This window comes from Streptomyces sp. CG 926, from assembly GCF_003148825.1.
In the GTDB taxonomy this organism is placed as follows: Bacteria; Actinomycetota; Actinomycetes; order Streptomycetales; family Streptomycetaceae; genus Streptomyces.
This window is the reverse complement of record NZ_QGGZ01000006.1, coordinates 211408-229688: the sequence shown is the minus strand read 5'-3', so window position 1 is coordinate 229688 and position 18281 is coordinate 211408. Positions and strand designations below refer to the sequence as shown.

The following is an 18281-nucleotide window of genomic DNA, read 5'->3' as shown; positions in this document are numbered from 1 at the left end:
AGTTGTACCAAGGGGCACTGACAGCGACCGCGGCAGGGGCCGGTGCGGGCGGCCGAGACCCTGAGAGTGTCCGGTCAGATTCGGTAGGGGTGGAGAGCGACGCCCCGCGATCCGACGCCGATCTCCACCCAGGACCCGTCCGTGCTGCTGGGAATGGGCGATGCCAGGTCGAACAGCACGGACCAGTCGCCCATCTCGAGGTAGGCGGCTCCGTCCTCGGTCAGGCGAAGCCGGCCGCGCATGGTCACCCGGTCGCCTTCCTGCCGGAGTTCCGGCTCGGTGGCAGCGACCGGACGGGTGTTCCGGCCCCAGTGGATGTCCGCGTCGACGGTCCATTCGACGAGGTGCCGACCGTCCGCTTCTCGCGGATCACCGTGCCAGAGCACCACGGCGGACCCGACGGGGGTGTGAACCCGAACGCGCATGCGCTGCTGCGGGGCCTGCGGCAGGATCTCCGTGCGGACGAACATCGCCTCATCATCCACGACGGCAAGGCACGGCACGGCGCGGCACGGCACGTCTCCGGATCGAGGAGTGGTCGGGCCGCCGGATGCGAGCGGTGCCTGGTGCCACCGGGCGGCGGGCCGTTGTCAGACCCGCGCCCTACCTTCGGAGAAGAACGCGGCGCACCGGGCGGCGCGGGGGGAAGGGGACACCCATGTACCGGCAGGGGGACGTGCTCATCGTGCCGCTCGACGAGTCGGCGGTGCCGCCGCACGCGGCCGACGTGGACCAGGAACCGCGGGACGGGCGGGGCCGGATGGTCCTCGCGCTCGGCGAGGTCACCGGACACGCGCACGCCGTGCTCGGGCCCGGCCGGCTCGTCCGCGAGCCGGGAGCCTTCGGCCCGCTGCTGCTGCACCTGCCGGACGGCGGGCGGGTGGTGCACGAGGAACACGCCGCGATACCGCTGCCCAAGGGCTGGTACCGGGTGGTGCGGCAGCGGGAGTACATCCCCGGAGCCGTACGGATCGTGGCGGACTGACAGCGTGTCGGACAGTGGGGGGAGCAAGATCGTGTCGACGGACATCGACGTGTGGAGGGCCGCCGCGGCGGCCACCGGGCCGGCCGATCGCGCGGCCGCCGAAGCCGGGGTGCGCCTCGCGTACCGGACCGCGGGCCTGGCGGAGCCGGAGCGGATCGTCTGGGCGGACTCGCCCCGGGCCGCGGTGCGTCTGCTCGGCGAGGACGACGGGCCGTGCGGCCCCGCCGCGCGCGGGCGCGGCGTACGGGAGGCGGTGCGCAGCGCGCCGTGGGCGGCCGAGCGGGACCGGGCGCAGCGGCGGCTCGGCCCGCAGGGCTGGGGCCGGCACTGGGGAGCGACGGGCGGCCACCTGTGGGAGCACACGGAACGCCTGGCGGAACGGGTCCGCAGCGGCCTCGTCGAGGAATTGACGGCCGGGTCCGCCGACCCCGCCGCCGCGGAGCGCTCGCTGCGCCTGCTGCTCCTGGACGCGGTGCTCGGGCAGCACGACGCGGCCTGGCTGTGCGCGTTCGACACCCAGGAGGGCACGCCCCTGCACGGACTCGGTGTCCTGGCCCGCTCGGCCGGTTGGTGGTGGCCCTACGAACGGCTGGCCGTGCTGTGCGAGCGCCCGGTGGAACTGCACCGGGACGAGGCGGGCAGGCTGGACCGCGGGGACGGCCCGGCACTGGCGTTCCCCGACGGATTCGCGCTGCACGCCTGGCGAGGCATGCCCGTACCGGCCGAATTCCTGGCGGGACTGAGCACGTTGACGCCGGAGCGGATCCGGGAGGAGGAGAATGCCGAACTGCGGCGGGTGATGCTGGAGTTCTACGGGTACGACCGCTATCTGCGGGAGTCGGGCGCCACCCCCGTGTACCAGGACGAGACGGGTGTCCTGTGGCGCATACCCATGCCGGACGACGAACCCGTCGTGATGGTGGAGGTCGTCAACTCGACACCGGAGCCGGACGGCACCAGCCGCACCTACTGGCTGCGGGTGCCGCCGACGACCCGCACGGCCCGCCAGGGAGTGGCCTGGACGTTCGGTCTCGAGCCCGAGGCGTACGCGCCGATTCGGCAGACGTGATCCGACACCGGCGGGCGAATGTCCGCGAGCAGACGTGATGTCCGGTCAGAAAGTGGTGCAGCAGCGGCAATCCGGGTGTGCGAGGCTAGGGAAATGACGTTCGAATTCGACGCGGAGTGGACGCGGGCCAAGGGGGAGGCGGCGATGCGCCTCGCCTCCGCCGAACCGTCGCCCGGACCGACTCCGCAACCCGGTCCGACCCCGTCCCCGTTCGGGGCGAAGCCGGATCTTGGCCTGGCCGCCGGACCCGTGCACTCCAAGGCGTCCGGCCTCCGTACGGCGAACGCCGAGGCGCGGGGCAAGTCCACCCTCGACGACGCCGAAGCCGTGGGCAAGAGCCACTCCGGCTGGGTGGCCGGTCCGGCCAGCAACGACTGCGTGGCCGGCTGGCAGCGGCGGCTGAGGGAGCTCGCGGACCTCGTCGACGACGCGGCCGACGCCCTGACCACGGGGGCGAACGGCATCACCGCCGAGGACCAGGCGATAGCCGACCGGCTGCGCGCGGCCGGCGGCGTACTGGAGGACGCCTGATGGTCTCCGTACCCGAGCTGAAGCAGGCCGACCCGCAGAAGTGGCGCACCGCCGCCGACGACGCGGTGGCCGTGGCGAAGCAGTGCGACGGCCTCGCCACGTACGCGCGCCAGGACGTCGCCCGTACGGTCAGCCGGTGCTGGACCGGCGAATCCGGCCGCGCCGCCACCGAACGGTTCGTGAAGCACGCCGACGACTACGAGACGTCCGGGCTGGCCCTGCGCGCGATGGCCAAGGTCTACGACGACCTGGCCGAGGCGATCGTGGGGGCGCAGCGGGACCTGACCAGCGCCTTGGACTACGCCCGCGCCCGTGACCTCAAGGTCGACGACAGCGGCCGGGTCCAACTGGCGCGCCCCGTCATGGTCCCCGCGGGCAGCACCGAGCACCTCGAACCGGTCAACCACGCCCAGGGGATCATCGTCGACGCCCTGCGCAGGGCCACCCAGGCCGACGTGGACGCGGCGCGGGCCCTGCGCACGATCGAGGGCCTGACCGCCATCTCCGATCCGGCCCTGGCCAAGGAGGCCCTGACCCCTGGCTCACCGCTCGCCATCGCCCTGTCCCTCTCGGGCGGTACCGACGGCCTGCACCCGATCAACGTCTCCCCGGCCCAGTTCGCCGCGGTGAACCGGGCATCGGCCGAGACGGGCATCAGCCGCAAGCTGCTGCTGGCGATCCTGTGGCAGGAACAGCAGTGGTACCAGAACTTCAGCCCCGGCCTGAGCGGCCCGCTCGCCCAGGCGGGACGGATATTCGACTGGACGCTGCAGCAGTCCCTCAAGCCCGACAAGTCCCTCGGCATCACGCACATGAAGCCGGACACGGCGAGGGAGGTGATGACGCAGAACCGGCGTGCGTTCACGCTCGCCGACGGCACGTTCCTCGGGGATCTCGATGACTCGGAACTCACCAAATACATCGAGGAGAACCCCGATGAGAACATCCGGATGAGCGCCTATCACCTCCAAGGCTTGCAGGAAAATCCGTACGGGGCGAGGACTGACAAACAACTCTTCACCCTCTACGCGGCGGACACCCCGGAGGTCCGGGAGCTCAACGAGCAGTACGGCGACGAGTCGGGCAGCCGAGGCGGCGACATCAAGATCCGCGGAGGGAACTGGGACAAAGTGGAGCCGCACCTGGACGATGCCATGGCCTGGTACGCGCTGACGGACGAGCAGCGGGCCACCGCTGTGCGGCAACTGGAGTCGCAGACCCCGGTCGGCCATCACGTGTCCATCGACCCGATCTACCATGAGGGCGGGGGCCCGCACACCGGGACGGGAACCGGTCCCGCGGAGCCCGGCACCCCCTCGCCGAGCCCGGGTCCGGCACCCACGCCGCCGAGGAGCGACTGACGCATGCGCACACGGAAGTCCATCCCGCTGCTGCTGTGCCTTGTGCTGACACTGAGCGGATGCGGTCTCGTCGGCGGCGACCGTGGTCCCAAGCCGTTGACGCCGATGCCGAGCGAGGTGCCGGCCGGTCCCGAATACGCGTCGGTCGACGACGTGGTCGCCGCCCTGGTGAAGGGCGGCTTCGACTGCAAGGTGACCCTGCGGAACGAGAACAAATTCGGCTCGGACGCCACCTGCGAGGTGCAGCACCGCGGGACGACCGTCTACAACGAGGTCAAGGTGCTGAGCACGGCGCGGTTCAGCCGGGACGAGGTCGGCGATTCGATCGCCACCGGGCGTCGGGCCTACCGGCACACCTTCGTCGCCGCCGGAAACTGGTTCATCTGGGTGCGGCCCGGGGTCTACGCCCACGACATGGCCGCGGCTCTGCCCGGTTCCGTGGTGCTGGACCCGATCGTGGACAAGTAACCGGGGCTCAACCCCGCCGTAGGGGCTTCCCCCGGCGACGCGAGCAGGGGCAGCCCCATGTAGGCGCCGCCGAGCCGGATGCGCCGGCGGCTCGGGGGCGTGATGCCGTCCTCGTGCTCGCCCCCTCCCGCGGCCCCGCGACCGCGCTCACGCGCCGTGGCCACCCCCGTGATGGACGCCCGCGTCGTGCGAGGGCCGCCGGTGGCGGCCCTCGCGGCCGAAAGAGGCGTCCGCCCCACCCCTCCCGCCCGGCCGATCGGTACGTCGGCCGACCTTGCTCCGGAGACATGTGTCACATGTCCCTGTTTGGGGTGTTTTCGAGAGTGAACCAGAACACTCTCCGCGATGTATTGCGCATGGGTTCCGAGAGTCGGGGCAGGCGGCCGGATCAAGTCGGTCTGACCGACAGGGGGACTCTGAGGAACGAAAGGCAATACGTACCGTGACGGCAGCACAGCAGACCATCCACGTGGGCGGAGAGTGGCGCGCAGCCCTGTCCGGGGCCACGCGCGAGATCATCGACCCCGTCGACGCGACGCCCTTCGAGGTCGTGGCGGAGGGCGGTGTCCTGGACACCGACGACGCCGTGGCCGCGGCGCGAGCCGCCTTCGACGCCGGCGCCTGGCCGCGTACGCCCGTCGCCGAGCGGGCCGCCCTGCTCCGCCGGGTCGCCGCGCTGCTGGAGCGCGACCGGGAGCGGATCGGTGCCCTGGAGAGCCGGGACGCGGGCAAGACCCTCGAAGAGGGCCGCGTCGACGTCGACTGCGTTCGTGACGCCTTCCTGTACTTCGCCGACCTCGTGGAGAAGGAGGACGGCGGGCGGATCGTCGACGCCGGCTCGACCGAGATCCACAGCGTCGTCGTGCACGAGCCGGTCGGGGTCTGCGCGCTGATCACCCCGTGGAACTACCCGCTCCTCCAGGCCAGCTGGAAGATCGCACCCGCGCTCGCCGCCGGCAACACCTTCGTGATCAAGCCCAGCGAGATCACCCCGCTGACCACCGTCGTGCTGATCGAGCTGCTCCTGGAGGCCGGACTTCCGCTCGGCGCGGCCAACGTCGTCACCGGCCCCGGCGACACGGTCGGCGCCCGACTCGCCGAGCACCCCCACGTCGACCTCGTCTCGTTCACGGGCGGTCTCGTCAGCGGTACCAAGGTGGCCCGGGCCGCGGCCGACAGCGTGAAGAAGGTCGCTCTCGAACTGGGCGGCAAGAACCCCAACGTCGTCTTCGCCGACGCCTGCTCGACGCCCGAGGGCTTCGACACCGCCGTCGACCAGGCACTCAACGCCGCGTTCATCCACAGCGGTCAGGTCTGCTCCGCCGGCTCCCGCCTCATCATCGAGGAGCCGCTGCGCGACCGGTTCGTCGCCGAGCTCGCCCGCCGGGCCGAACTGATCAGGCTCGGACGCGGCACCGACCAGGGTGTCGAGTGCGGTCCGCTGGTCTCCGCGGCCCAGCTGGCACGGACCGAGGCGTACGTGGCCTCCGCCATCGCCGAGGGCGCGGTCCTGCGCGCGGGCGGCGAGAGGCCGGCCGGCCCCGGCTACTTCTTCCGGCCCACCGTCCTCGACCGGTGCCACCGCGGCATGCGCGTCGTCCGCGAAGAGGTCTTCGGTCCCGTCCTCACCGTCGAGACCTTCCGCACCGAGGAAGAGGCCGTCGCCCTCGCCAACGACACCGAGTACGGCCTCGCCGGAGCGGTCTGGACCTCCGACGAACACCGCGCCCGGCGGGTCGCCGGCCTGCTGCGGCACGGCACCGTCTGGATCAACGACTTCCACCCCTACCTCCCGCAGGCGGAATGGGGCGGCTTCGGGAAGTCCGGCATCGGCCGCGAACTGGGCCCCGGCGGCTTCGCCGAATACCGCGAGGCCAAGCACATCTACCAGAACCTCGCCCCGCGCCCCGTGCGCTGGTTCGCGGGCGCGACGGCGAAGGGCTGAACATGAACGACCAGCACATGAACGACGGGCACATGGACGACCAGCACGTGTACGACTACGTCGTCGTCGGCGGCGGCACCGCCGGCTCCGTCATCGCCTCCCGGTTGACCGAGGACCCGAACATCAGCGTCGCCGTCATCGAGGGCGGCCCCAGTGACGTCGGCCGTGACGACGTCCTCACCCTGCGCCGCTGGATGGGCCTGCTCGGCGGTGAGCTCGACTACGACTACCCCACCACCGAGCAGCCGCGCGGTAACTCGCACATCCGCCACAGCCGCGCGCGGGTGCTGGGAGGCTGTTCCTCGCACAACACCCTCATCGCCTTCAAGCCCCTCCCCTCCGACTGGGACGAGTGGGCCGAGGCCGGTGCCGACGGCTGGGACGCGAAGGCGATGGATCCCTACTTCGCCCGGCTGCGCAACAACATCGTCCCCGTCGGCGAGGCGGACCGGAACGCGATCGCCCGGGACTTCGTCGACGCGGCGCAGACCGCACTCGGCGTGCCGCGGGTCGAGGGCTTCAACAAGGCCCCCTTCGACGAGGGCGTCGGCTTCTTCGACCTCGCCTACCACCCGGAGAACAACAAGCGGTCGTCCGCCTCCGTCGCCTATCTCCACCCGTTCCTGGACCGGCCCAACCTGCACATCGCCCTGGAGACCTGGGCGTACCGGCTGGAACTGGAGGGCGCCCGCGCCACCGGCGTGCACATCCGCACCAAGGAGGGCGCGGAGCACGTCGTACGCGCCCGGCGCGAGGTCCTGGTGTGCGCCGGGGCCGTGGACACCCCGCGCCTGCTGCTGCACTCCGGCATCGGGCCGCGCGCCGACCTGGAGAAGCTCGGCATCCCCGTCGTGCACGACCTGCCGGGGGTCGGGGAGAACCTGCTCGACCACCCCGAGTCGGTCATCGTGTGGGAGACGCACGGGCCGATCCCGGAGAACTCCGCGATGGACTCCGACGCCGGACTGTTCGTCCGCCGGGACCCGCGGTCCGACGGCCCGGACCTGATGTTCCACTTCTACCAGATCCCCTTCACCGACAATCCGGAGCGCCTGGGCTACGAACGGCCCGCGCACGGCGTGTCGTTGACCCCGAACATCCCCAAGCCGCGCAGCCGCGGCCGGCTCTACCTGACGAGCGCCGACCCCGAGGTCAAGCCCGCGCTCGACTTCCGGTACTTCACCGACGAGGACGACTACGACGGCCGGACCCTCGTCGACGGGATCCGCATCGCCCGACAGATCGCGGCGAGCGAACCGCTGGCCGGCTGGCTGAAGCGCGAGGTGTGCCCGGGCCCCGAGGTGACCTCCGACGAGGAACTCAGCGCGTACGCCCGCCAGGTCGCGCACACCGTGTACCACCCCGCCGGCACCTGCCGCATGGGGGCCGCCGACGACGAACTCGCCGTCGTCGCACCCGACCTGAAGATCCGGGGCCTCGACGGCATCCGGATAGCCGACGCGTCCGTTTTCCCCACCATGACCGCCGTCAACCCCATGATCGGCGTGCTCATGGTCGGCGAGAAATGCGCCGACCTGCTGGGAGGAACCATCCGATGAACCATCCCGTAACCCCCCTGACGAACCACCCGACGAAGACGCCGGACTCCGCCGCGGAGTCCGTCTTCTCCGTACGCGACCTGTGGAAGGTCTTCGGCCCGAAGGCGGACCGCGTGCCCGCCGACCCGGAGCTCGGAGCCCTCGACGCCACCGAGCTGCGCGAGCGTACCGGCTGCACCGCCGCGGTCCGCGACGTCTCCTTCGACGTCCGCAAGGGCGAGGTCTTCGTCGTCATGGGCCTGTCCGGCTCCGGCAAGTCGACGCTCGTACGCTGCCTCACCCGGCTCATCGAACCGACCTCGGGCACGATCTCCATCGACGGGGAGGACGTGCTGTCCATGGACACCGGCCGGCTCCGCGAGCTGCGCCGACACCGGGCGGCCATGGTCTTCCAGCACTTCGGACTGCTGCCCCACCGGACGGTGCTCGACAACATCGCCTACGGGCTGGAGATCCAGGGCGTGGGACGCGGCGAACGGCGCGAACGCGCGGCCGAGTTCGTCGCCAAGGTCGGCCTCGACGGCATGGAGCACCGCAGGCCGAGCCAGCTGTCCGGCGGCCAGCAGCAGCGTGTAGGACTGGCCCGCGCACTCGCCGTGGACCCCGAAGTCCTGCTGTTCGACGAGCCGTTCAGCGCACTGGACCCGCTCATCCGCCGGGACATGCAGGAAGAGGTCGTACGCCTGCACCGGGAGGAGGGACGCACGATGGTCTTCATCACGCACGACCTGAACGAGGCGCTCAAGCTCGGCGACCGCATCGCGCTGATGCGCGACGGCCGGATCGTCCAGCTCGGCACGCCGGAGGAGATCGTCGGCGCACCCGCCGACGACTACGTCAGGGACTTCGTCCGGGACGTACCGCGCGAGCAGGTGCTCACCGTCCGCTCGGCGATGCGCCCCGCTCGCGCCGCCGAGTCCGACGCCACGGGCCCGGCACTCGCCCCCAGCGCCACCGTCCACGAGGCCATCGAGGCCGTCGCCCGTACCGGCGAGAACGCTCGGGTCGTCGAGGACGGCCGGTGCCTCGGCGTGGTCGACCACGCGGGACTCCTCGGTGTCGTCGCCGGGGTCCCGGCCTCGACCGGGAAGGCGGTGGCCTGATGTACGACCATACGACCTGGCCGCCGCCGTGCGGCACGACCTGCGCCGCCGCGACGGCGACCCACGCCGGGCGGTGCGGCCGATGACCACCACCGCCACCCCCGCTCCGCCGGACCCCACGAACACGAACACGGCCACGAACACGGCCACGAACACGAGCACGGCCACCAGCGCGACCACGACCGCCCCCACGCCCTCCACCGACACCGGGCCGGGTGCGCTGCGTACGCTCACGCGCCACCGCGGCCGGCTGATCGTCGCCTGCGCGGCCGTCGCGTTCGTCCTCGGCTGGGCGCTCCTCGGCGCCGGGAACTGGCCCGCTTCGCTCTCCGTCGACCTGTCCGGACCGCTCGAACGCACCAGCGACTGGATCATCGACAACCGCGACGGCCACCCGCTCTTCCTCTACTTCCTCGGACACGTCAGCAACGTCGTCGTCGTGTCCGTCCGCGCCGTGTACCTGGTGCTGCTCGCCCTCGGCTGGGCCGGCGTCACCGCCGCCGCCGCTCTGCTGGCCTGGCGCGTCGCCGGTGTCCGGCTCGCGCTGGCCTCCCTCGCCGCCTTCGCCGTGTGCGGACTGCTCGGCATGTGGGTGCCCACCATGCAGACCCTCGCCCTGATGGTGGTCGCCGTCGCCGCGTCCGTGCTGCTCGGAGGTCTCCTCGGGCTGGCCGCCGGCCTGTCGGACCGGATGCACCGGATCCTGCGGCCCGTACTGGACACCATGCAGGTGCTGCCGGCCTTCGCGTACCTCCTGCCCGTCGTCCTGGTCTTCGGCATCGGCGTGCCCGCCGCCGTCCTCGCGACCGTCGTCTACGCGGCTCCGCCCATGGCCCGCCTGACCGCGCTCGGACTGCGCGACGCGGACGCCGGGGTCGTGGAGGCCGCCACCTCCCTCGGCGCCACCGGCCGGCAGCGTCTGCTGACCGCCCGACTGCCGCTGGCCCGCAAGGAACTGCTGCTCGGCCTCAACCAGTCGATCATGATGGCGCTCGGGATGGCCGTGATCGCGTCCGTCATCGGCGCGGGCGGTCTCGGCGACCGCGTCTACCAGGCGCTGGCCTCCGTCGACGTCGGTGCCGCGCTCGCGGCCGGCGTACCGATCGTGCTGCTCGCCGTCGTCCTGGACCGGGTCACCGCCGCGGCCGGACAGCGGATCGGCGAAGCCCCGGCCGACCACTCCCGGCTCCGCTGGGCCGTCGTCGCCCTGGTGACCGCCGTCGTCGCAGTCGGAGCCCGCCTCCTTGACCGGCTTTCCTGGCCCGACGCGTGGACGGTGGACTTCGCCGAGCCCGTCAACGGGGCGGTCGACTGGATGACCGCCCACCTGTACTCCGGTGTGCCCCTCGTCGGCGGCACCGCGGACTGGGCGGGGCACTTCACCAGCTGGGTCCTCAACCCGCTGCGCGACGGACTGCAGTGGCTGCCCTGGTGGGCGGTCCTGCTGACCGTCGGCGTCCTCGCCCTGCTCATCGGCACCTGGCGCACCGCCGCGACCGCCGTCCTCGCGATGGCCGCGATCGGCGTCCTCGGCGTCTGGGACCCGGCGCTCGACACCCTGTCCCAGGTCCTGGCCGCCGTCACCGTGACCCTGCTGCTCGGCTTCGCCCTCGGCGTCGCCGCGGCCCGCAGCGCCCGCCTGGGGCGCGCGCTGCGTCCGGTGCTCGACGTCTTCCAGACGATGCCGCAGTTCGTCTACCTGATCCCCGTCGTCGCCCTGTTCGGTGTGGGCCGCGCCCCGGCCGCCGCGGCCGCCGTGGTCTACGCGCTGCCCGCGGTCGTGCGCATCACGGCCCAGGGCGTGCGCGCGGTGGACCCGTCCGCGATGGAGTCCGCGCGCTCGTTGGGCGCGACAGGTCGCCAGCAACTGCTGCAGGTGCAGCTGCCACTGGCCCGGCCCGCGCTGCTGCTCGCCGTCAACCAGGGCGTGGTGCTGGTCCTCGCCGTGGTCGTCATCGGTGGTCTCGTGGGCGGCGGCGCGCTCGGCTACGACGCGGTCTTCGGCCTCGCCCAGGGTGACCTCGCGACCGGTCTGGTCGCCGGCGCCGCGATCGTCTGCCTCGGCCTGATGCTCGACCGCGTCACCCAGCCGACCGGACGCCGCGACCTCACCGGAAAGGGGGCCTGACATGGCTCGCACCACACGCACCGCCGCCCTCGCGGCGGCAGCCGCCGTCTCCGTCGCCCTGACCGCCCTCACGGGCTGCGGCGCCGCCGACATGACCCGCCAGGCCTCCCCGTATGCCGACGCCAAGGGCTCCCGCACGGTGACGCTGTCCGTGCAGTCATGGGTCGGCGCACAGGCCAACGTCGCCGTCGCCCAGTACCTGCTGGAGCACGAGCTCGGCTACCGGGTGGACACCGTCCAGATCGACGAGGTCCCGGCCTGGGACGCCCTCAGCCAGGGCCGGGTGGACGCCATCATGGAGGACTGGGGTCACCCGGAGCAGGAGAAGCGGTACATCGACGACAAGGCGACGATCGAGCGGGGTGGCGACCTCGGGGTGACCGGCCACATCGGCTGGTTCGTGCCGACGTACTTCGCCGAGCAGCACCCGGACGTCACCGACTGGAAGAACCTGAACAAGTACGCCGACCAGCTCCGTACCGCGGAGAGCGGCGGAAAGGGCCAGTTGCTGGACGGCTCCCCGTCCTACGTGACGAACGACAAGGCCCTCGTGAAGAACCTGGACCTCGACTACCAGGTCGTCTTCGCGGGCTCCGAGGCGGCGCAGATCACGCAGATCAAGCAGTTCGCCAAGGAGAAGAAGCCCTTCCTGAGCTACTGGTACAAACCCCAGTGGCTGTTCGAGCGGGTCCCGATGACAGAGGTGAAGCTGCCCGAGTACAAGGAGGGCTGCGACAAGGATCCCGAGAAGGTGGCCTGCGCGTACCCGCACACGCCGCTGCAGAAATTCCTCAACGCCCGCTTCGCGGCCGACGGAGGTGACGCGGCGGCCTTCCTGAAGAAGTTCCGCTGGACGACCGACATGCAGAACGACGTCGCCCTGATGATCGCCGAGGAGAAGCTGTCCCCCGAGGAGGCCGCGGGCCGCTGGGTGAAGCGGAACGAGGCCACCTGGCGGCAGTGGCTCCCGTCCTGACGCGAGGGCACGGAGGGCGCCCCCGCCCTCCAGGCACCCTCCCCACGGCCCGGCCGGCCCCGGGCCGTGGGGGGCTGATCGCCCCGCGTGCGCGCGTACGGTCCAGCCGGTAGCGTCGAGAGCGAGTGTTCCGCCCGAACCGCTGTCGCCTGGCCCCGGCGGGGTAGCCGCCGCTGTCGGCAGAGGAACGAGATCACATGCCACAGCACGCCGCCCACGCGGTGACCGCCGCGGCCGCTCTGGTCTGCCTGGCAGCATTCGGCCCCGCACCGAGCAGCGCCGCCGCAGCACTCTCCGCGCCATCAGCCTCCGCGCCGTCGGCCTTCGGGCAGCCGGCGCAGCGAACGGGTACGGCAGCCCCGTCCCGGTTCGTGCCCGGGCCCTGTCCGAAGCCGCCCGAGCCGATCGAAGCGCTGGGCAGCGCGCGGTGCGGCTACCTGGAGGTGCCCGAGAACCGCTCCCGCCCCGGCGGCCGGACCATCGAGCTGGCCGCGGCGGTCATTCCGGCCGTCCGACCGGCGAAACCGGCCCAGGACCCCGTGGTGTTCATGGCCGGCGGCCCCGGTGGCGACACCTTCGACGACATTCCGTTCCTCGTCGAGTCCGGCCTGAACAAGGACCGCGACCTGATCGTCATGGCCCAGCGCGGCAACCTCTACGACCGGCCGAACCTCGCCTGCCCGGAGCTCGACCGCTTCAACGCCCAGGCCGTGGGCCTGGGTTATGACGCCGAGCAGGCGGAGCGGCTCATGCTGAAGGCGGTGCGGGAATGCCGGGACCGCCTGACCGCCGAAGGCGTCGACCTGAGCGCCTACAACACCACCGAGAACGCGGCCGACTTCGCCGACCTCCGTCGGGTGCTGGGCATCCCCCGCTGGAACGTCTACGGGTACTCCTACGGCAGCGACCTGGCGCTCACCTACCTACGCCTGCACCCCGAGGGAATCCGCGCCGTCGCGATCGACTCGGTCACGCCGCCCCAGCACGCGACCCTGCCCTGGGGATGGAGCAGCGCCGCCGAGGGGATCGACAACATATTCAAGGCGTGCGCCGCGCAGCCGGCCTGCAAGAGCCGGTACCCGGACCTGCCGCGCCTGTTGACGCAGCAGGTGCGCAAGTTGGAGGCGCACCCCCTCACCCTGAACGTCCCGCCGCCCGGCGGAGGAAAGCCCGTCAAGGTCGTCCTGGACGGAGGCGCTCTGCTGAACCTGATCGTCGCCTTCACCCCCCGGCCCAAGGACATCCCGGCGGCGCTCGACGAACTCAGTCGCGGGAACCCGCAGCGCTTCGCGCAGGCCCGGGCGGCCGGCTCGGTCCAGAACGTCGGCGCGTTCGCACACGGCCTGACGGAGTCGGTGGCGTGCGCCGAGTGGGCGCCGGGATTCTCGGAGTCCGACGTACTGGAGGCGGGGCGCAAGGCCTTCCCCGGGTGGCCGGACACGGTTCTGGCCCAGGTGCCGCAACTGCCCTTCCAGTACCCGGCGTGCCGGATCTGGAACGTGCCGGACCGCGCGTCCGTCCAGCGGGTGGCCACGCTCAGCTCGGTACCGGCGCTCGTCGTCTCCGGCACGTTCGACGCGAAGACCGGGGCCAGTTGGGCGAAGGGCGTGGCCCGCGACCTGTCCCGTTCGACCGCCGTGCAAGTTCCCGGGATCGGCCACTGGGTGGTCCCGCAGTCGCCTTGCGCGCAAAGCGTCCTGGCTTCGTTCCTCGCGCGCCCCACCGCGCCCGACACCACCTGCGTGGACGACCTCGAACCAGAACCGTTCACGATCATCCCGAAGTGACCAGGAGGGCAGATGGCACTCCACCCGGCGCCCCGTCGGCGCCGCACCGAACGACGACTCCTGGCCACCTCGGCCGGCCTGGTGACCGGGCTCCTGGTCACCGGCCTGCTCACGGCCCCCGCCCAGGCGCGGTCCCGGACCGACACCACCCCCAGCCCCAGCTCCGACGCGCCCATCGGCACGGTCGCCCGGACCGTGGGCGACGCCCGCTTCGTACCGGGTCCCTGCCCGAAGACGCCGGAACCGATCGAGGCGCTCGACGAGGCCCGCTGCGGAACGCTCACCGTGCCCGAGAACCGAGCCGAACCGAGCGGCCGGACGATCCGACTCGGCGTCGCGATCGTGCCCGCCGCGACCGACAAGCCGAAACCTGATCCCATCGTGTGGCTCGCCGGCGGCCCCGGCGACGACGCCGTGGGAGAGGCGAAGATGGCCATCGACGGCGGCCTGAACCGCGACCGTGACGTGATCTTCATGTCCCAGCGCGGTACGTACTCGGCCGTTCCGGACCTCCTGTGCCCCAACATCGACGAGTTCAACGCGCGCTCCGTCGGCCTCGTGCAGAACGACCCGTCCACCGAACGCCTGCACGTCGAGGCCACGAAGGCCTGCCGCGACAAACTGGCGGCCCGTGGGATCGACCTCGGCGCCTACAACGACACGGAGAGCGCCGCCGACTACGACGACCTGCGCAAGGCCCTCGGCATCGAGCAGTGGAACCTGTACGGGATCTCCTACGGCACCCACCTGGCGCTGGTCTACATGCGCCTGCACCCCGACGGGCTCCGGTCGGTGGGCATCGACGGCATCCTGCCACCCTCCACGTCCGGGTCGGCGGCGACCTGGAGCAGCGCCCGGCAGGGCTTCGACGGCCTGTTCAAGGCCTGCGCGGAGCAGCCGGCGTGCAACAAGCGGTACCCGAACCTGTCGGCCACCTTCGACCGGCTCGTCCGTGAACTCGAAGCCCATCCGGTCACCACCACCGTCACCCTCCCCGACAGCGACAAACCGGTGAAGGTCGTCCTGGACGGCGCAGCCCTGGTGAACTGGATGACCTCGGCCACCCACGTGGCGCCCCAGGTACCCGCCGCGCTCGACGAGCTGGCGCACGGCAAGCCGCAGCGGATCGCCCAGCAGTGGGCGGGCGGCAAGCTCAGCCCCCAGGCCATGGGCAGGGTCGCGCACGGGCTCGTCTACGGCGTCTTCTGCAGCGAGTGGACCCCGTACGAGACCCAACAGGAGGCGCTCCGGGGCGGGCAGCAGGCCTTCCCGTCGTTCCCCCGCTCGGTACAGGCCCAGGCTCCGCAGCTCGCCTTCCTCCGGCCGGACTGCGACGCCTGGAACGTCCCCGCGGCGGCGCCCTCGATCCGGGACGTCACGCGCGGTGACATCCCGACCCTCGCCCTGTCGGGCGGGTTCGACTCCCAGACCGGGGCCGACAACGGACCGTACGTCGCGAGCACGCTCAGCAAGGCCAAGGTCGTCACCGTCCCGTACGAGCCGCACGTCGTCTTCGCCACCTCCAAGTGCGCCCAGGAGATCGCCGTCTCCTTCTTCGACGACCCGGCCGCGCCGAGGACCACGTGCCTGGACAGCCTGAAGGCACCCGAGTTCGAGATCACTCCTGAGTCCTGAGACCACCTGGCCCGTCGGTCCACCGCCGATCCAGCCCTGTGGAGGCAGCCGGGAGCAGCGGTTAGTGTGAGGTGGGGACGCTGCGGGAGAGCCAGGAGCCGTGATGCGCGGACACCGGCCCGAGCAGCCCGACAACGTGCAGGAACTCCTGGTCGCTCTCGGGCAACTCGTCGATCAGGCCCTGGACCGGATCGAGTACCAGCGGGCCAGGGTCGAACTGGCCGTGGCTCTGCAGCGCCACATGCTCCCACCCGGCCTGCCCGAACTGCCCGGGCTACGGCTGGCCGCCAGATACGCACCCTCACGAGGCGGTCTCGAGGTGGGCGGCGACTGGTACGACGCCTTCGTCATGCACGACGGGTCACTGGGGCTCACGGTCGGCGACGTGCAGGGTCACGACGTGGAGGCCATCGCCTTCATGGGGCAGGTGCGCACCAGTCTGCGCGCCCTCGCACAGACCACCAGCGACACCCGCGAGGTACTGGGCCGCGCCAACGATCTGCTGATCGCCATGGGGCGCGGCCTCTTCGCGACGTGCTGTTTCCTCCGCCTCGACCCGGTCAGCCGCGATCTCACCGTTTCCAGGGCCGGCCATGTCCCCATGGTCTGGGCCACGGCCGGCGGCCGTCACGGCATCGCACTCGACCGCGGCGGCCCACCCCTGGGCATCCTGCCGGGGGAGCGGTACCCGGTCACCCATCGGAGCCTGACCGAGGCAGGGGTGCTCGTCCTGCTCACCGACGGAGTGGTGGAGGGCCCGCACTACCCGATGGAGTCCGGTCTGGCCGAGGTGGAGAAGCTGGTGCGCGCGGGGTTCGACGCCGATCCGGACGTGTTGGCCTCCGCCGTCGTCAAGGTCGCCGACCTGACGGGACACCGCGACGACGCCGCGGTCCTCGTCGTCCGGTACGACGGCGGCGGCCCGCGGGAACCGTACTGACCGACGGCGCTGCCCGGCGGCGCTGCCCGGCGGCGGCCGCTGGGGTCGCCGGCGCCGGGATCTGAGCGCAGACTGCTGTCGTGGGCAGCGCGGAGATGGGTCGTCTCGGGTCCGCCGCGCTGCGCATCCTCGCCGTCGCCGCCGTGTACTACGGGGCCGCGAAGATCGGCCTCCTCGAGCAGCTGGTACGCGACCAGGTCACCCCCTTGTGGCCACCGACGGGCGTCGCCCTGGCCGCGCTGCTCCTGATGGGGTTGCGCGTCTGGCCGGGTATCGCACTGGGCGCGTTCCTCGTCAACGTGTCCCTCGGGCCGTCGTTGGTCGCCGTCCTGGGCATCACCGCGGGCAACACCCTGGCTCCGGTCTGCGCCGCCCTGATGCTGCGCAGCGCCGGGTTCAGGAACGACCTGGACCGGCTGCGGGACGTACTGGGCCTCGTCTTCCTCGGTGCGCTCGCCGGGATGTCGATCAGCTCGACCATCGGCAGCGGCGTACTCGTCCTCTCCGGAGCGCTGGACACGGGCGACTTCTGGCCGACGTGGTCGATCTGGTGGACCGGCGACGCGATGGGAATCCTCGTCGTCACGCCGTTCCTGCTGGTGCTGCGCAAGGCCCGGTGGCCGGTGCGGGCCGGACTCGGCCGCTGGTTCGAGGCGGTGGCGCTGGCGCTCGGTACGGTCTTCGTCACGCTCCTGGCCACGCGCACCCGCGATTCGAACCTGCTCTTCCTCGTTTCGCCGTTCTTGATCTGGGCGGCCTTCCGCTTCCGGCTGGCCGGGGCGGCGCCGTGCGCGCTCGTCGTGGTGACGCTGGCGATCCTGGCCGCCGACGGCGACAGAGGCCCGTTCGTCGGCGAGGACGTCGTCGCCGGCATGGTCACGCTCCAGGCCTTCAACGGCACGACCGCGCTGACGGCTCTCCTGATCGCGGCCGTCATCACCGAACGCGACAGAACGCATGAGGAGATCAAGCAACTCTGCGCGCGGCTCGCGGAGGTGGTGTCCCGGATGGAGCCGCGACCCGAGTCGTACCGGCAGCCGCCCGAGGACCGTCCGCCGCCGTGACACCGCCGACGACACCCCGGTGGGGCACCCCCGTGGTCGAACGGGGCGTCCGTGCCGCGATCGGAGCGGCCTCCGCGCAGGGAAGGGCCGGCGCGGGCATGCCCGCGCCGGTCCGTCCGTTCGTGCCGAAAGCTGCGCGATCAGCAGTCGCCGTCGTCCCAGCCGCCACCCCAGTCGTCATCGTCGTCCCAGTAGCCGTGGCCGTGGCCGCCGTACCCGTGGTCGCCGTGGCCCCAACTGCCGCCACTGACGCTCGTGGCCGAGTGCGTGGGAGCCGCTGCCGAGGCCGTACCTGCGGCTCCGAGGGCGGCGCCACCTGCCATCAGAACACCGACGGCGGACACGGCGAAGAGCCGCTTCACTCTCAGTGCTTGCATGATTCCGAACCCTTCTTTTCGTTGACGTGTCACGCGATTTCGGACGCGACGAAGAGCGCCCTCCCGCGCCAAGGGGTGGAGCGCGGGTGCGTGAACGACCGCGTGGCTGCGACGCGCGATTCCCCTGTCAACGCCACCTGTTGGGGAGGCGGACCTCTGGGCCGACGCGCGAATCCTCAAGCATGGTGCTTGGGCGCACTACTGCGGGACGAGTGTTCCCCGCAGTTGCGGTTCTCACTTAGTGACGCTAGTCCCATATCCGCCGCTCGGCATCTCGGGATGAGGGGCACGGCCCTCTCCCGAATCCTGCATTCGGGGCAAGCCGGGAGGGGCCGCAGCGCGCGGAACACGCT

At 71.8% G+C, this 18281-nt stretch carries 16 protein-coding genes; 14 read left to right on the top strand and 2 right to left on the bottom strand.

What is annotated here, in order from left to right; all coding sequences use genetic code 11:
- Positions 1–74 precede the first annotated feature (74 nt).
- Positions 75–470: a hypothetical protein gene (locus BCL76_RS18050; protein ID WP_258309778.1), complete on the bottom strand. Its 396-nt coding sequence runs from the start codon at positions 468–470 to the stop codon at positions 75–77.
- 188 nt (positions 471–658) lie between these two features.
- On the opposite strand from BCL76_RS18050, the gene BCL76_RS18045 reads away from it, so the two are divergent.
- From BCL76_RS18045 to BCL76_RS17980, 14 genes are all read left to right on the top strand, one after another.
- A complete protein-coding gene (locus BCL76_RS18045) occupies positions 659–985 on the top strand; it encodes a hypothetical protein (RefSeq protein ID WP_109780514.1) in 327 nt (108 codons plus the stop codon).
- Between the two features lie 31 nt (positions 986–1016).
- Complete coding sequence (locus BCL76_RS18040; protein ID WP_181382599.1) at positions 1017–2054, top strand: DUF6745 domain-containing protein; 1038 nt, start codon at positions 1017–1019, stop codon at positions 2052–2054.
- 93 nt (positions 2055–2147) lie between these two features.
- The gene (locus BCL76_RS18035) at positions 2148–2585 is read left to right on the top strand and encodes a hypothetical protein (RefSeq protein ID WP_109780513.1); all 438 of its coding nucleotides are present in this window, start codon (positions 2148–2150) and stop codon (positions 2583–2585) included.
- On the top strand, positions 2585–3946 hold the full coding sequence (locus BCL76_RS18030) for a hypothetical protein (protein ID WP_109780512.1): 1362 nt from the start codon (positions 2585–2587) through the stop codon (positions 3944–3946). Before BCL76_RS18035 ends, BCL76_RS18030 begins: the two co-directional genes overlap by 1 nt.
- 3 nt (positions 3947–3949) lie before the next feature.
- Positions 3950–4414, top strand: coding sequence for a hypothetical protein (locus tag BCL76_RS18025; RefSeq protein ID WP_258309777.1), 465 nt, complete (start codon positions 3950–3952; stop codon positions 4412–4414).
- A 442-nt stretch (positions 4415–4856) separates the two neighbouring features.
- Positions 4857–6359 (top strand): aldehyde dehydrogenase family protein, encoded by a 1503-nt coding sequence (locus BCL76_RS18020; protein ID WP_109780511.1) that lies wholly within the window; start codon positions 4857–4859, stop codon positions 6357–6359.
- A gap of 32 nt (positions 6360–6391) precedes the next feature.
- Complete coding sequence (locus tag BCL76_RS18015; RefSeq protein ID WP_109780698.1) at positions 6392–7918, top strand: GMC family oxidoreductase; 1527 nt, start codon at positions 6392–6394, stop codon at positions 7916–7918.
- Positions 7915–9021 (top strand): quaternary amine ABC transporter ATP-binding protein, encoded by a 1107-nt coding sequence (locus BCL76_RS18010; RefSeq protein WP_109780510.1) that lies wholly within the window; start codon positions 7915–7917, stop codon positions 9019–9021. The genes BCL76_RS18015 and BCL76_RS18010 overlap by 4 nt, the downstream gene beginning before the upstream one ends.
- A gap of 82 nt (positions 9022–9103) precedes the next feature.
- Complete coding sequence (locus BCL76_RS18005; protein ID WP_109780697.1) at positions 9104–11149, top strand: ABC transporter permease subunit; 2046 nt, start codon at positions 9104–9106, stop codon at positions 11147–11149.
- A gap of 1 nt (position 11150) precedes the next feature.
- A complete protein-coding gene (locus BCL76_RS18000; RefSeq protein ID WP_109780509.1) occupies positions 11151–12125 on the top strand; it encodes an ABC transporter substrate-binding protein in 975 nt (324 codons plus the stop codon).
- A 197-nt stretch (positions 12126–12322) separates the two neighbouring features.
- The gene (locus BCL76_RS17995) at positions 12323–13912 is read left to right on the top strand and encodes an alpha/beta fold hydrolase (RefSeq protein WP_109780508.1); all 1590 of its coding nucleotides are present in this window, start codon (positions 12323–12325) and stop codon (positions 13910–13912) included.
- A gap of 12 nt (positions 13913–13924) precedes the next feature.
- Positions 13925–15547 (top strand): alpha/beta fold hydrolase, encoded by a 1623-nt coding sequence (locus BCL76_RS17990; protein WP_109780507.1) that lies wholly within the window; start codon positions 13925–13927, stop codon positions 15545–15547.
- A gap of 103 nt (positions 15548–15650) precedes the next feature.
- Entirely contained in the window at positions 15651–16487 is an 837-nt protein-coding gene (locus tag BCL76_RS17985) for a PP2C family protein-serine/threonine phosphatase (protein WP_109780506.1), read from the top strand.
- Between the two features lie 95 nt (positions 16488–16582).
- Positions 16583–17551 carry an MASE1 domain-containing protein gene (locus BCL76_RS17980; protein ID WP_181382619.1) on the top strand — a complete coding sequence of 323 codons (969 nt, stop codon included), beginning with the start codon at positions 16583–16585 and terminating at the stop codon, positions 17549–17551.
- Positions 17552–17691: 140 nt separating this feature from the next.
- Here BCL76_RS17980 and BCL76_RS17975 read toward each other — a convergent pair whose 3' ends face one another.
- Positions 17692–17928 carry a hypothetical protein gene (locus tag BCL76_RS17975; RefSeq protein ID WP_146228401.1) on the bottom strand — a complete coding sequence of 79 codons (237 nt, stop codon included), beginning with the start codon at positions 17926–17928 and terminating at the stop codon, positions 17692–17694.
- Positions 17929–18281: the final 353 nt, after the last annotated feature.

Bases quoted from the DNA above. Each gene is read 5' to 3' on its own strand.
- BCL76_RS18050 (WP_258309778.1), bottom strand. From the start codon at position 470: ATGTTCGTCCGCACGGAGATCCTGCCGCAGGCCCCGCAGCAGCGCATG.
- BCL76_RS18045 (WP_109780514.1), top strand. From the start codon at position 659: ATGTACCGGCAGGGGGACGTGCTCATCGTGCCGCTCGACGAGTCGGCG.
- BCL76_RS18035 (WP_109780513.1), top strand. From the start codon at position 2,148: ATGACGTTCGAATTCGACGCGGAGTGGACGCGGGCCAAGGGGGAGGCG.
- BCL76_RS18030 (WP_109780512.1), top strand. From the start codon at position 2,585: ATGGTCTCCGTACCCGAGCTGAAGCAGGCCGACCCGCAGAAGTGGCGC.
- BCL76_RS18025 (WP_258309777.1), top strand. From the start codon at position 3,950: ATGCGCACACGGAAGTCCATCCCGCTGCTGCTGTGCCTTGTGCTGACA.
- BCL76_RS18015 (WP_109780698.1), top strand. From the start codon at position 6,392: ATGGACGACCAGCACGTGTACGACTACGTCGTCGTCGGCGGCGGCACC.
- BCL76_RS18010 (WP_109780510.1), top strand. From the start codon at position 7,915: ATGAACCATCCCGTAACCCCCCTGACGAACCACCCGACGAAGACGCCG.
- BCL76_RS18005 (WP_109780697.1), top strand. From the start codon at position 9,104: ATGACCACCACCGCCACCCCCGCTCCGCCGGACCCCACGAACACGAAC.
- BCL76_RS18000 (WP_109780509.1), top strand. From the start codon at position 11,151: ATGGCTCGCACCACACGCACCGCCGCCCTCGCGGCGGCAGCCGCCGTC.
- BCL76_RS17995 (WP_109780508.1), top strand. From the start codon at position 12,323: ATGCCACAGCACGCCGCCCACGCGGTGACCGCCGCGGCCGCTCTGGTC.
- BCL76_RS17990 (WP_109780507.1), top strand. From the start codon at position 13,925: ATGGCACTCCACCCGGCGCCCCGTCGGCGCCGCACCGAACGACGACTC.
- BCL76_RS17985 (WP_109780506.1), top strand. From the start codon at position 15,651: ATGCGCGGACACCGGCCCGAGCAGCCCGACAACGTGCAGGAACTCCTG.
- BCL76_RS17980 (WP_181382619.1), top strand. From the start codon at position 16,583: ATGGGTCGTCTCGGGTCCGCCGCGCTGCGCATCCTCGCCGTCGCCGCC.
- BCL76_RS17975 (WP_146228401.1), bottom strand. From the start codon at position 17,928: ATGCAAGCACTGAGAGTGAAGCGGCTCTTCGCCGTGTCCGCCGTCGGT.